11 protein-coding genes are annotated in these 13,011 nt (G+C 65.4%); 10 read left to right on the forward strand and 1 reads right to left on the reverse strand.

The features are described from left to right. Window positions 1-336: 336 nt before the first annotated feature. The 4 genes from SPHN_RS09820 to SPHN_RS09835 are packed head-to-tail and all read left to right on the forward strand — an operon-like array spanning window position 337 to window position 3,387. Window positions 337-1,587 carry a lipoprotein-releasing ABC transporter permease subunit gene (locus SPHN_RS09820; RefSeq protein ID WP_248522955.1) on the forward strand — a complete coding sequence of 417 codons (1,251 nt, stop codon included), beginning with the start codon at window positions 337-339 and terminating at the stop codon, window positions 1,585-1,587. Continuing rightward, the gene (locus tag SPHN_RS09825; RefSeq protein WP_248522956.1) at window positions 1,580-2,293 is read left to right on the forward strand and encodes an ABC transporter ATP-binding protein; all 714 of its coding nucleotides are present in this window, start codon (window positions 1,580-1,582) and stop codon (window positions 2,291-2,293) included. Before SPHN_RS09820 ends, SPHN_RS09825 begins: the two co-directional genes overlap by 8 nt. Continuing rightward, on the forward strand, window positions 2,290-2,880 hold the full coding sequence (locus tag SPHN_RS09830) for a GNAT family N-acetyltransferase (protein ID WP_248522957.1): 591 nt from the start codon (window positions 2,290-2,292) through the stop codon (window positions 2,878-2,880). Before SPHN_RS09825 ends, SPHN_RS09830 begins: the two co-directional genes overlap by 4 nt. Window positions 2,881-2,907: 27 nt before the next feature. Then, complete coding sequence (locus SPHN_RS09835) at window positions 2,908-3,387, forward strand: glutathione peroxidase (RefSeq protein WP_248522958.1); 480 nt, start codon at window positions 2,908-2,910, stop codon at window positions 3,385-3,387. A gap of 207 nt (window positions 3,388-3,594) precedes the next feature. Here the strand turns inward: SPHN_RS09835 and SPHN_RS09840 are convergent, their stop codons facing one another. Beyond that, complete coding sequence (locus tag SPHN_RS09840) at window positions 3,595-4,188, reverse strand: HdeD family acid-resistance protein (protein ID WP_248522959.1); 594 nt, start codon at window positions 4,186-4,188, stop codon at window positions 3,595-3,597. A gap of 151 nt (window positions 4,189-4,339) precedes the next feature. Between SPHN_RS09840 and dnaE the strand changes: the two genes are divergently transcribed. The 6 genes from dnaE to rutA all read left to right on the forward strand — a co-directional run bounded on the left by dnaE (window position 4,340) and on the right by rutA (window position 12,831). Then, window positions 4,340-7,783: a DNA polymerase III subunit alpha gene (gene dnaE / locus SPHN_RS09845; RefSeq protein ID WP_248522960.1), complete on the forward strand. Its 3,444-nt coding sequence runs from the start codon at window positions 4,340-4,342 to the stop codon at window positions 7,781-7,783. 18 nt (window positions 7,784-7,801) lie between these two features. Next, window positions 7,802-9,394: a long-chain fatty acid--CoA ligase gene (locus tag SPHN_RS09850; protein WP_248522961.1), complete on the forward strand. Its 1,593-nt coding sequence runs from the start codon at window positions 7,802-7,804 to the stop codon at window positions 9,392-9,394. Window positions 9,395-9,735: 341 nt separating this feature from the next. After that, on the forward strand, window positions 9,736-10,464 hold the full coding sequence (gene rutB, locus SPHN_RS09855) for a pyrimidine utilization protein B (RefSeq protein WP_248522962.1): 729 nt from the start codon (window positions 9,736-9,738) through the stop codon (window positions 10,462-10,464). Window positions 10,465-10,578: 114 nt separating this feature from the next. Next, a complete protein-coding gene (locus SPHN_RS09860; protein WP_248522963.1) occupies window positions 10,579-10,962 on the forward strand; it encodes a Rid family hydrolase in 384 nt (127 codons plus the stop codon). Continuing rightward, entirely contained in the window at window positions 10,962-11,750 is a 789-nt protein-coding gene (gene rutD / locus SPHN_RS09865) for a pyrimidine utilization protein D (protein ID WP_248522964.1), read from the forward strand. Before SPHN_RS09860 ends, rutD begins: the two co-directional genes overlap by 1 nt. A gap of 10 nt (window positions 11,751-11,760) precedes the next feature. Beyond that, window positions 11,761-12,831 (forward strand): pyrimidine utilization protein A, encoded by a 1,071-nt coding sequence (gene rutA, locus SPHN_RS09870; protein WP_248522965.1) that lies wholly within the window; start codon window positions 11,761-11,763, stop codon window positions 12,829-12,831. Window positions 12,832-13,011: the final 180 nt, after the last annotated feature.

Genomic DNA, 13,011 nt, shown 5'->3' on the forward strand with positions numbered 1-13,011 from the left:
CTTTCGCTCAGCACCTTTGGTGCGGCGTAAAAGCAGTCCCCGAACCACGGCCGTTGCCTGTGTCTCAGCAAGGTTTTTGCTAGTTATATGAGCGGGCTTTGTCACGGTATTTGCGCGTCTGGCGGCACGATTGGATAAGCCCTGTGGCGATTACGCAACATACCAATCTAACCATCGGGCAAGATCATGCCCATGACGCCGCGATCCCGGCTCGCGTTCCGGCTCGCTTCCCCACGCTCGCGCTGCTTTGCGCGGCTGTCTCGCATGTGTTGCCTCGCACGGGGACGCGTCCTAGAGCCTGAGCATAGTTTCCCTAACGATCGAACCCGGCTGCCCATGATCCTGTCCCGCTACGAACGGATGATAGCCCGTCGCTATCTGTTGCCGGGCAAAGGGGAGGCGTTCATCTTTCTCGTCGCCTCGATCAGCCTGGTCGCGGTCATGCTCGGCGTCGCCGCGCTCGTCATCGTGATGAGCGTCATGAACGGCTTCCGCGCCGAACTGTTCGATAAGATCGTCGGGCTCAACGGTCATGCAGTGGTGCAGGGCGTCGGCGGCCGTCTGCCCGATTGGCGCGAGATCGTCGCCCAGGCGCGGGCGACCCCCGGCGTGACTAGCGCGGTGCCGTTGATCGAACAGCCGCTCGCCGCCACCTATAACGGCCGCGCCGAGGCGGTGATGGTGCGCGGGATGCGCGTCGACGACATCCGCCGCAACTCGACGATTCGCGAAAAGGTGCTGATGGGATCGCTCCAGTCGATCACGGCGGGCAGTGGAAGGATCGCGATCGGATCACGGTTGGCAGAGTCGCTCGGCGCGCAGGTCGGCTCGGATATCTCGCTGTTCAGTCCGCAGGGGCAAACGACCCCGTTCGGCACGGTCCCGCGGATTGTCAGCTATACCGTCGGCGCGATCTTCGAGATCGGCGTCTACGACTATGATAAAGCTTATATCATCATGCCGATCGAGGATGCGCAGACGCTCCTTCTGATGGGCGACGCGGCCGGGATCGTTGAGGTCAATACGGTCGATCCGGACCGGGTCGGTGAAATTCTCAAGCCGCTGGCGGACAAGGTCGGCGGGCGCGCCGTCATCCAGGACTGGCGGATGATGAACGCGCAGCTGTTCGAGGCGCTTGCGGTCGAACGCGTCGCGATGTTTACCGTGCTGTCGATCATCATCCTGGTCGCGGTGTTCAACATCCTGTCGTCGCTGATCATGCTGGTCCGCGCCAAGACGCGCGACATCGCGATCCTGCGCACGATGGGCGCGACGCGCGGCTCGATGATGCGGATCTTCATCGTCGTCGGCACTACGATCGGTGCGCTGGGAACGCTGGCGGGGCTGGGGCTCGGCTTCATCTTCCTGTTCTACCGGCAGGGGGTCGTGAACTTCGTCCAGCTCGTCACCGGCCAGAATTTATGGGATCCGTCGATCCGCTATCTGACCGAACTCCCGTCGAAGACCGACCCCGTCGAGATCATCGTGATCGCGCTGATGGCGCTCGTCTTCAGCTTCCTCGCGACGCTCTATCCGGCCTGGAAAGCGGCGAGTACCGACCCCGTGCAGGTGCTGCGTTATGAATGAAGGCCTCAAAATCGATCGCCAGATCGAGAAGTTCGACGATTACGTCCTCCAGACCAGCGGACTGACCAAGAGCTTCACGCAAGGTGGCGCGACCATCGACGTGCTGCGCGGCGTCGACCTCGCGATCGCACCGGGCGAGATCGTCGCGCTGCTCGGGCCCTCGGGCTCGGGTAAGTCGACGCTGTTGCAAGCCGTCGGGCTGCTCGAAGGCGGCTTCCAGGGATCGATCAGGATCGCCGGCACCGAAGCGGCCAAGCTGAACGCGCATGAGCGCACCGTGGTGCGCCGCGATAGCTTGGGCTTCGTCTACCAGTTCCATCACCTGCTGCCCGACTTCAACGCGACCGAGAACGTCGTCCTCCCGCAGCTCGTCCACGGCGCGACGCGGGCCGAGGCGGACCGGCGGGCGGCGGAATTGCTGACCCAGCTCGGCCTCGGCCACCGCCTTACGCATCGCCCGAGCCAGCTCTCCGGCGGCGAGCAACAGCGCGTCGCAGTCGCCCGCGCGCTCGCCAACAAGCCGGCTTTGGTGCTGGCAGACGAGCCGACCGGCAACCTCGACGAACACACCGCCGACATCGTCTTCGCCGAGTTCATCCGGCTGGTCCGCGAACAGGGCACCGCGGCGGTCGTCGCGACGCACAACGAGCGGCTCGCGGCTCGCATGGACCGCGTGCTGCGGCTGCACGAGGGGCGGCTGGCATGACTTGGGGCGAGACGCCGACGCTCACCGGGCGTCACGTCACGCTCCGCCCGCTGGTCGCCGACGACATGGACGCGCTGGTCGCGGCGGCGTCGGCGGACAACCTTTGGGACACATTCTACGCCAACGTGTCGATGATGAAGGCGCCCGACCGCTGGCTTGCCGCCGCGATGCGCGAACAGGATTTCGGGCGCGCGCGGCTGTTCGCGGTGGTCGCCGACGGGACGGTCGTCGGCACCACGCGGTTCATGCGGATGAACGAGAGTAACAAGCGGCTCGAGATCGGCGGCACTTTCTATGCCAAGGCCGTTCAGCGCACCGGCGTCAACACCGAAGCGAAGCTGATGCTGCTGAACCACGCCTTCGATTCGCTAGGCTGCGAATGCGCCCAGATCCGCACCGACTCGCTCAACAAGAATTCGCAGCGCGCGATCGAACGACTCGGCGCAAAGCGCGATGGCATGTTGCGCGGACACCAGGTCATGGCCGACGGCCGCTTGCGCGACACGGTGGTCTACAGCATCCTCCGCCACGAATGGCCGGGCGTGCGTCAGAACCTTGCGTATCTGCTGGCCCGACACCCCGTCTGACTGCCCGCCTGACTTGAGGACCCGCCCATGACCGCGATCACCGACTTCACCGTGAAGACCGCCGACGGCAGCGCGGCGTCGCTGGAGCCGTATCGCGGCAAGGTGCTGCTGATCGTCAACACCGCGTCGAAATGCGGCTTCACGCCGCAATATGAAGGCCTCGAAGCGCTCCACCGCATCTATGCCGAGCGCGGGTTCGAGGTGCTGGCGTTCCCGTGCAACCAGTTCGGCGGGCAGGAGCCGGGCGATGCGGCGGAGATCGCGAATTTCTGCACGCTGACGTACGACGTGACGTTCCCGGTGTTTGCGAAGATCGACGTCAACGGGGCAGGGGCGGACCCGCTGTTCGAGCGCCTGAAATCCGACGCGCCGGGCGTGCTGGGGTCGAAGGCGATCAAGTGGAACTTCACCAAATTCCTCGTCGGGCGGGATGGGGCTGTTGTGGATCGCTACGCGCCAACGACCAAACCCGAGGATATCCGCAAGGATATCGAGAAGCTGCTGTAACGATCTGCCCCCACCCCGGCGAAGGCCGGGGCCCAATTGGGAGACAGCAGTGAAGTCCGCTGCGCTCCGTTACTACAACCTCTCCAGTTGGACCCCGGCCTCCGCCGGGGTGGTGTAGTATGGGGCCGGCTGCGGATACCAAGAGCAAGCTGGTTCCCCCGCGAAGGCGGGGGCCCAGACTGGACTCCCGCCTTCGCGGGAGACCAATTACGCGATCACCGAAAAAGCCGGCGCGCCCTTCTTGTGCGCCAGCGCCGAAGCAACCGACGTAACCCCACCAAACAAGAAGCTGATCCCCAAAACATACCCCGGCAACGTCAGCGCCGACCATGGCAGCGTCGCCAGCACGATCACCGCCAGCACGATGTTCACCAAGCCAAGTGCAATCATCAGCCCCTTGCCCCGACGAAACCGCGCCCCAAGCCCGATCTCCAACGCACCACGCACACCCAGCCAAACCGCAATCAGCAACGTCAGCGAAATAGCCCCCGTCGCCGGCTCGAACGCCATGATCAGCCCGATCACCAGCGACACCAGCCCGAACCCGATCGCATAGCCGCGCCCCTCATGCCCCTTGCCGGCAAACCCCGACACGATCGACACGATCCCCGCCGCAATCAGAAACGCCCCGATCACCAGCGTCGCAGCATAAGTCGCGGAAAACGGCAACGCGAACGCCATCACCCCCAGCACCACCGACAACACGCCATATGCCAGGATCCACCCCCAACCAGCGCCCGCGCGAGGCGTCCCTGCAGCCGTGGTTTCAGTCTCGGCAAAGCGCCCGCGTGGATCCGTCATAAATAAAGCTCCCAGAAGTCCCCGCCGCAACGGCTCGTCGTGTCCGGGGTTCCGATCGGACTCATCCCGGCTGGTCGAATCACGCGGCAGCGCCTACCTCCGGTCGATGCATTCCGGTTACGTCCCCCTCCGCGTTTTCTCCTGCTACACCATGCTCGACGGCGCCATCGATCCCAAGGCGATCGCCAAGCAGGCCCGCGCGCTGGGGTTTCCCGCCGCGGCCCTTACCGATCGCAACGGGCTCTACGCGGCGATGGCCTATTCGGACGCGGCCAAGAAGGACGGCGTGCAGCCGATCATCGGCGTGATGCTCGGCGTCGGTCGCCCCGACATGCCCGACAGCGTCGCGACGCAGTTCGACTGGATCGCGCTCTACGCGCAGAACATGACGGGCTACGACAACCTCTGCGCATTAGTCTCGATGGCGCATCTCGACCGCCCGATCGAAATGCCCGCGCACGTCGATTTCGCAGCCCTCGAACGCCATACCGACGGCCTGATCGCGCTGACAGCCGGCGGCGAGGGCGGTCTCGCCCGGCTGTTCGCGGAAGGCCAGCCCGATCGCGCCCGCGCCTATCTCGATCGCCTCCAGAGCCTGTTCGGCGACCGCCTCTACATCGAGCTCTCCCGCCGCAACGACGCCACCGAAATGGCGGCCGAGAACGACCTCATCGACATCGCCTATGAGCGCAACCTGCCGCTGGTCGCGACCAACCCGTGCTGCTTCACCGAGAGTGCATTCGGCGACGCGCACGACGCCATGCTCTGCATCGCGCATTCGACCTATGTCGAAACCGAGGACCGCATCCGCAGCTGCCCCGAAGCCTGGATGAAGCCCGCGCCGATGATGCACGAGATGTTCTCCGACCTGCCCGAGGCGATCGCCAACACGCTCGTCGTAGCACAGCGCTGCGCGGTGATGGCGCCGTACCGCAAACCGATCCTCCCCAGCCTCGCCGGCGATATCGAGGGCGAGGCCAAGCTCCTCCGCGACGACGCCGAAGCCGGCCTCGAAGCGCGTCTCGCCCGCATCACCGAACTCCACGGCGAAGGCGAGGACGGTTGGCGCGAGGTATACCGCAAGCGCCTCGCGTTCGAGGTCGACGTGATCGTCCAGATGGGCTTCCCTGGTTATTTCCTGATCGTCGCCGACTTCATCAAATGGGCGAAGGATCACGACATCCCCGTCGGTCCGGGCCGCGGCTCGGGCGCAGGCTCGGTCGTCGCCTGGTCGCTGACGATCACCGATCTCGATCCGATCAAGCTCGGTCTGCTGTTCGAACGCTTCCTCAACCCGGAACGCGTGTCGATGCCCGATTTCGACATCGATTTCTGCGAAACCCGCCGCGTCGAGGTGATCCGCTACGTCCAGGAGAAATACGGCCGCGATCAGGTCGCGCAGATCATTACCTTCGGGAAACTGAAGGCACGCGCGGTGCTCAAGGACACCGGCCGCGTGCTGCAGATGAGCTATGGCCAGATCGATCGTCTCGCGAAACTCGTCCCCAACCACCCGACCGACCCCTGGACGCTGGAGCGAGCACTCAACGGCGTCGGCGAGCTGGCCAAGGAATACGCCAACGACAATGGCGTGCGGAAGCTGCTCGATCTGGCGATGAAGCTGGAAGGCCTGCCGCGCCATTCCTCGACGCACGCCGCCGGCGTGGTGATCGGCGATCGGCCCTTGGCGCAGCTCGTCCCGCTGTATCGCGACCCACGGTCCGACATGCCTGTTACCCAGTTTGACATGAAATATGTCGAGGGTGCGGGCCTGGTGAAGTTCGATTTTCTCGGGCTGAAGACGCTGTCGGTGCTCCAGAAGGCGGTGCAGCTGCTCGCCAAGCGCGGCATCGTCGTCGATCTCGACGCGCTCGAATGGGACGACGCGGGCGTCTACGCGCTTCTGCAAAAGGGCGACACGGTCGGCGTGTTCCAGCTCGAGTCGGAAGGCATGCGCCGCACGCTGTCCGCGGTGCGTCCGTCCAATTTCGGCGACATCATCGCGCTCGTGTCGCTCTATCGACCGGGCCCGATGGACAACATCCCGTCGTTCGGCCGCCGCAAGAACGGCACCGAGGCGATCGACTATCCGCACCCGCTGCTCGAACCGATCCTGTCGGAGACCTACGGGATATTCGTTTATCAGGAGCAGGTCATGCAGGCCGCGCAGGTGCTGGCGGGCTTCTCGCTAGGCGGCGCCGATCTGCTGCGCCGCGCGATGGGCAAGAAGGTTAAGGCCGAGATGGACGCGCAGCGCGCGGGCTTCGTCGAGGGCTGTCTCACGGTCAACGGCATCAAGAAAGCCGAGGCGAACGCGCTGTTCGACTTGATCGACAAGTTCGCCGGCTATGGTTTCAACAAGAGCCACGCCGCCGCCTACGCGCTGCTCGCCTACCAGACCGCGTGGCTGAAGGCGCACCACCCGCACGAATTCTTCGCCGCCTCGATGTGCTACGACCTCCACCAGACCGACAAGCTCGCGATCTTCACCGACGACATGCGCCGCCTGGGTATCACGGCGCTGCCGCCCTGCATCAACGCGAGCCAGGCCGAGTTCGACGTCGAGGAGAAGGATGGCGAATTGGCCGTCCGCTACGCGCTCGGGGCGCTCAAATCGGTAGGCGAAGGCGCAATGGAGAAGCTCATCGTCGAGCGCGTCCAGAACGGCCCGTTCGCCGGCCTCGACGATCTCGCCAAGCGAGTCGACCCGCGCCTGCTCAACAAGCGCCAGCTCGAGACGCTCGCCGCCGCCGGCGCGTTCGACTCGTTCGAGCCCAACCGCGCCGGCATCCACGCCACCGCCGAAACGATCCTAGCGATCGCCGCGCGCACGCACGAACAGAAGACCAGCGGGCAGGGCGGTCTCTTCGGTGACGCCGAGCCCGCCGGCGACGCGATCAAGCTCCCCCCCTCGGTCCGCTGGACGCTCAGCCAGCGCATGGACCAGGAAAAGGAGGCGTTCGGCTTCTATTTCTCCGCGCACCCGGTCGATCGCCACCGCCACATCGCCAACAGCCACGGCGCTCGCGCCTACACCGCGCTGTCCGAGCTCAACATCCCCGACGACGGCAGCCGCGCCGGCGCGACGATGGCCGTGCTGGTCGAGGACGCCCGCTACCGCACGTCGGCCCGCGGAAAGCGCTTCATGATGGCGCAATGCTCCGACGCCAGCGGTCAGTTCATGGCGACCTGCTTCGACGAACAGGTCTCGCGCGACCTCGAAGAGGCGGCCAAGGCCGGCGGCTGCGGCCTGATCACCGTCGAGCTCGATCGCAAACCCGGCGAGGACACCCCGCGCGTCAGCATCAAGCGCATCCAGCCGTTCGAAGGCCTCGCCAACCTCGCCCGCTTCCAAGTGGTCGTGACGATCTCCGACATGGCTGCGTTCGCCGGCCTCGCCTCGCTGCTCGCCGAACATCGCGGCGCCCGCGGCGAGGTGCGAGTCCGCGCGCCAATGCCCGAAGGCGAGGTCTGCATCCTGCTCGGCCGCGACTTCCTGCTCGACGGAGAGCTTGTCGAGCACATCGAGTCGTTGCACGGTGTCGCCAAGGTGGAGATGAAGACCTCGGAAACGAGGCTCGCTCTGGTCGGATAGCAGCTTGGGAGAGCGAGAATGTTGGGTGGAATGCAGGATTTCGAGCTTCGTGTTCCCCGCCTGATCGACCACGCGGCACGCGAACACGGCGCAAGGGAACTCGTCAGCTACTGGGCCGATGGCCGCGAGACGCGCACCGACTGGGCCGGCATCTCCCGCGACGCCCGCAAACTCGCACAGGCGCTCGAAAAGCTCGGCGTAGCCCCCGGCGACCGGGTCGCGACGCTGGCGATGAACCACGCGCATCACCTCGTCGCCTGGTACGGCACGATCGGCATGGGCGGCGTGATCCACACGATCAACCCGCGGCTGTTCGACGAACAGCTCGTCTACATCGCCAACCACGCCGAAGACCGCGTGATGCTCTACGACAAGGCGTTCCAGCCGCTCGTCGATCGCCTCCGCGGCCAGTGGACCAGCATCCGCCATTACATCTGCTTAGACGATCTCGGCCCTGACGGTTTCCAGGCGATACTCGACGCCGAGGACGGCGATTACGAGTGGGTCGAAGGCCCCGAGCGCGACCCGTGCATGCTCTGCTACACCAGCGGCACCACCGGCAATCCGAAGGGCGTCCTCTACACGCACCGCTCGACGATGATCCACGCAATGGCCGAAGTCGCGCCCTGGGTGTTCGATCTCTCGCCCAACGCGGTCGTGCTGCCGGTCGTGCCGATGTTCCACGCCGCCGCATGGGGCCTCCCGTTCGCCTGCGCGCTGTCGGGGGCGAAGGTCGTCTATTCCGCGGTCAACGATCCCGCCGTGCTATGCCGCCTGATGAACGACGAGAAGGTCACGCACTCCGCCGGTGTGCCGACCGTCTGGCTGGCAATGTTCGGCCACATGGACGCGACCGGCGACGCCCCGCGCCACCTCAAGCAGGTGACGATCGGCGGCTCGGCAGCCCCCCGCGCGATGATCGAGCGGATCATGGGCATGGGCGCCACGGTCAAGCACCTTTGGGGCATGACCGAGACCTCGCCGATCGGCACCGCCGGCTTCGCCCCGCCACACTGGGACGACATGACGCACGACGAAAAGCTCGACCTAGTCGGCAAGCAAGGTAGCGTCCCCTTCGGTATCGAACTTCGCATCATCGACGACGAAGGCGTGGTCCTGCCCCGCGACGGCTCGATCGCCGGCCGGTTGCAGGTGAGAGGCCCCTGGGTCGTCCAACGCTATTTCGGCGCCGACGAGGATGCGGTCGACGCGGAAGGCTGGTTCGACACTGGCGACGTCGCGATGCTCCACGCCGACGGCACGATGCAGATCACCGATCGCTCGAAGGACGTCATCAAGTCCGGCGGCGAATGGATCAGCTCAGTCGACCTGGAGAACGCCGCGGTCGGTTGTCCGGGCGTCGCGGAGGCGGCGGCGATCGGCGTGCATCACCCGAAATGGGACGAGCGCCCGCTGCTGCTGGTCGTCCGCAAGCCCTGCAGCGACGTGAGTGAGGCCGCGATCCGCGAGCACCTCGCGAAGCACGTCGCCAAATGGTGGCTCCCCGACGCGATCGTCTTCGTCGAAGACCTGCCCCACACCGCCACGGGCAAGCTGCTGAAGACGGCCCTGCGAGAACGTTTCAAAGATTTCGAACTAGCCGCCGCCTGACGTCCCCATCGTCTTACTTCCCCCCTCCCTGGAAGGGAGGGGCCGGGGGTGGGTCGGCCCGCCTGAGCCCGAACGTCCGAGCATGCGGAACCCGACCCACCCCCAACCCCTCCCTTCCAGGGGGGAAGCGCGCCACGCAACAACGGAGCGCATTTCCCATCGATTCGTGAAATGCCCAACGGCCCACGCCCCTTGTTCTCCCGCGAAGGCGGGAGCCCAGTCTGGATCCCCGCCTTCGCCGGGGAAACAAGGTTTCTGCCGCGAAAGGGATCTGGACCCTTACCCAACACGCCAATTCATTTCGCACTTGCACAATTCCTACGATCCGGCAGCTTGTGCACATGACAGCGGCCCCACCGATCATCCGAACCGGCGCGAACGAGGCCAACGCCGTCACGCTGCCCGCACGGCCGGAAGCGCTGCGCCTCGACCCTGCCGAAACCGCGGTCGTGGTGATCGACATGCAGAACGCCTACGCCTCCCCCGGCGGCTACGTCGACACGGCCGGCTTTGACATCGCCGGCTCGGCTGCCACGATCGCCCAGATCGCCAAGGTCCTCGACACCGCCCGCGCAGCAAAAATGCCGGTCGTGTTCCTCCAGAACGGCTGGGACCCCGACTATGTCGAGGCCGGCGGCCCTGGCTCGCCCAACTGGCACAAGTCCAACGCGCTCAAGACGATGCGCGCTCGCCCCGAACTCCACGGCCAGTTCCTCGCCCGCGGCGGCTGGGACTACGAGATCGTCGACGCGCTGAAACCGCAACCTGGCGACATCCGTGTTCACAAAACCCGCTACAGCGCGTTCTTCAATTCGCAGCTCGACAGCATCCTGCGCAGTCGAGGCATCCGCAACATCGTCTTCGTCGGCATCGCCACCAACGTCTGCGTCGAGAGCACGCTGCGCGACGGCTTCCACCTCGAATATTTCGGCGTGATGCTGGAGGACGCGACGCACCATCTCGGCCCGCCCGAGATGCAGTCGGCGACCGTCTATAATGTCGAGAAGTTCTTCGGCTGGGTCAGCACGGTCCGCGATTTCTGCGGTTCGTTCGGGCAGTTGCCGAAGTGACCGGCATCCTTCTGTTCCCTCGCGAACGCGGGGGCCCAGGATCACGAACGAGGATGCCTGCGACCCTGGACCCCCGCTTTCGCGGGGGAACGGTGATGACCTGAAAGGATGACAATGCCGTTCGAAGCCATCAACCCACCCCAGTTCCCCACCCCGATCGCGCCCTATTCCGCCGCCGCGAAAGCCGGCAACACGGTCTACGTCTCGGGCGTGCTGGCACTGGGCGAAGGCGGCATCGTCCTCCACCCCGGCGACGCCGCCGCGCAGACGCGGGCAGTACTCGACACCATCAAGACCACACTCGAAGCCGCCGGCGCAACGCTGGCCGATGTCGCCTTCAACCACATCTTCCTGAAAGACCTCGCGGACTACGCCGCCTTCAACAGCGTGTACGCCGAGTATTTCCCCGGCCCCAAGCCCGCGCGCTACTGCATCAAGACCGAACTCGTGAAGCCCGAGTGCCTCGTCGAGATCGCCAGCATCGCCCACCTCGCCTGATGGCAATCGCGGGCGGCATCCACTGGGAAGAGCACGGCCAGCCCGGAGGCCCCGCGATCCTGTTGTCGAGCGGCCTCGGCGGCTCCGGCAGCTACTGGCAGCCCAACCTCGCCGCCCTCGGAGCCAGCCACCGCGTCATCACCTACGATCACCGCGGCACCGGCCGCTCCGAGCGCCAAGTCCCCGGCGACCTCACCGTCGACGCGATGGCCGCCGACGTCGTCGCGCTCATGGACGCGATCGGCCTCCAAAGCTGCACCTTCATAGGCCACGCACTCGGCGGCCATATCGGCCTCGCGCTCGCCTTGGCCGCGCCCGAACGCCTCGACCGCCTTGTCGTCATCAACGGCTGGGCCAAGCTCGACCCGCACACCGCGCGCTGCTTCGACACGCGGCTCGCGTTGCTGAGCGACAGCGGCCCCCGCACATATCTCCACGCGCAACCGCTGTTCCTCTACCCGCCGCAATGGATTTCCGACCACCACGACCGGCTCCAGGACGAGGAAGAGGACATGCTCGCGCATTTCCCCGGCGCGGAAATGATCCAGCGTCGCGTGGCCGCGGTCCGGCGGTTCAACATCGCCGGTCGACTCGACGAGATCCGCGTGCCGACGCTGCTGGTCGCCTCTGACGACGACATGCTGGTGCCGCCGTCCGCGTCCGAAAAGCTTGCCGCGGGCATCCCCGGCGCGCAGCTTGCCCGGATGGCGGCGGGGGCGCACGCCTGCAACGTGACGCGCGCGGAGCATTTCAACATGTGGCTGCTCGACTGGCTCGACGGCGAATAGGGGGCATAAAATGCAGGTCGGCGTCTTCGTGCCCATCAACAACAATGGCTGGCTGATCAGCGAGAACGCGCCGCAGTACAAACCGAGCTTCGATCTCAACAAGGCGATCGCGCAGGCGGCGGAGAAGCACGGCCTCGACTTCCTGCTGTCGATGATCAAGCTGCGCGGGTTCGGCGGCAAGACCGAGTTCTGGGATTACGGGCTGGAAAGCTTCACGCTGATGGCCGGGCTCGCCGCCGTCACCGAGCGCATCAAGATCTACGCGACCTGCGCGACGCTTCTCGTCCCGCCCGCCTACGCCGCGCGAATGTGCAACACGATCGATTCGATTAGCCACGGTCGGTTCGGGCTGAACCTCATCACCGGCTGGCAGCCGCCCGAATACACGCAGATGGGGATGTGGCCCGGCGACGAGCATTTCCGCAATCGCTACACGATGCTCGACGAATACGCCCATATCCTCCGCGAGCTGTGGGAGGAGGGGACATCCGATTTCAAGGGCGACTATTACCAGATGACCGACTGCCGCGTCTGGCCCAAGCCGACCGGCGACATGAAGATCATCTGCGCTGGATCGTCCGACGACGGCTTGGCGTTCTCGGCCAAATGGGCGGACTATGCCTTCTGCCTTGGCAAGGGCGTCAATACCCCGACCGCCTTTGCGTTCAACAACGAACGCCTAGCCGTTGCGACCGCGAAGACGGGCCGCGACGTGCAGATCTTCGTCCTGATCATGATCATCGCCGCCGAAACCGACGAAGAGGCGATGGCGAAATGGCAGCACTACAACGCCGGCGTCGACGTCGACGCGATCACCTGGCTGATGGACCAGGGCGCGAAGGACACGCACAACAAGGACACCAACGTCCGCCAACTCGCCGCCCCCGAAGGTGCGGTGAACATCAATATGGGGACATTGGTAGGCTCGTACGAAAGCGTCGCGCGCATGCTCGACGAGATGGCCGCGGTCCCCAACACCGGCGGCGTGTTGCTGACCTTCGACGATTTTCTCGAGGGCGTGGAGGCATTCGGCACCCGCATCCAGCCACTGATGAAAAGCCGCGAGAACTTGGAGGTCTAGGCAGCGTCGAGGACCAGCAAAAAAGCCTGTTTCCCCGCAAACGCGGGGACCCATGACGTGACCCCCGTTTTTTCCTCCAGTTGGAGCTAGAGTCCGACCCCGGAAAGGGACGGACAGATGAAGCGGAAGCAGTTTTCGGAAGAGCAGATCATCGGCATCCTGAAGGAGGCCGAGGCTGGT

Origin of the sequence: Sphingomonas faeni, assembly GCF_023195535.1 — a bacterium.
In the GTDB taxonomy this organism is placed as follows: Bacteria; Pseudomonadota; Alphaproteobacteria; order Sphingomonadales; family Sphingomonadaceae; genus Sphingomonas; species Sphingomonas faeni_B.

What these genes read in the sequence shown, in the direction of transcription:
- SPHN_RS09820 (WP_248522955.1), top strand. Translation starts at nt 337, where the DNA reads ATGATCCTGTCCCGCTACGAACGGATGATAGCCCGTCGCTATCTGTTG.
- SPHN_RS09825 (WP_248522956.1), top strand. Translation starts at nt 1,580, where the DNA reads ATGAATGAAGGCCTCAAAATCGATCGCCAGATCGAGAAGTTCGACGAT.
- SPHN_RS09830 (WP_248522957.1), top strand. Translation starts at nt 2,290, where the DNA reads ATGACTTGGGGCGAGACGCCGACGCTCACCGGGCGTCACGTCACGCTC.
- SPHN_RS09835 (WP_248522958.1), top strand. Translation starts at nt 2,908, where the DNA reads ATGACCGCGATCACCGACTTCACCGTGAAGACCGCCGACGGCAGCGCG.
- SPHN_RS09840 (WP_248522959.1), bottom strand. Translation starts at nt 4,188, where the DNA reads ATGACGGATCCACGCGGGCGCTTTGCCGAGACTGAAACCACGGCTGCA.
- dnaE (WP_248522960.1), top strand. Translation starts at nt 4,340, where the DNA reads ATGCTCGACGGCGCCATCGATCCCAAGGCGATCGCCAAGCAGGCCCGC.
- SPHN_RS09850 (WP_248522961.1), top strand. Translation starts at nt 7,802, where the DNA reads ATGTTGGGTGGAATGCAGGATTTCGAGCTTCGTGTTCCCCGCCTGATC.
- rutB (WP_248522962.1), top strand. Translation starts at nt 9,736, where the DNA reads ATGACAGCGGCCCCACCGATCATCCGAACCGGCGCGAACGAGGCCAAC.
- SPHN_RS09860 (WP_248522963.1), top strand. Translation starts at nt 10,579, where the DNA reads ATGCCGTTCGAAGCCATCAACCCACCCCAGTTCCCCACCCCGATCGCG.
- rutD (WP_248522964.1), top strand. Translation starts at nt 10,962, where the DNA reads ATGGCAATCGCGGGCGGCATCCACTGGGAAGAGCACGGCCAGCCCGGA.
- rutA (WP_248522965.1), top strand. Translation starts at nt 11,761, where the DNA reads ATGCAGGTCGGCGTCTTCGTGCCCATCAACAACAATGGCTGGCTGATC.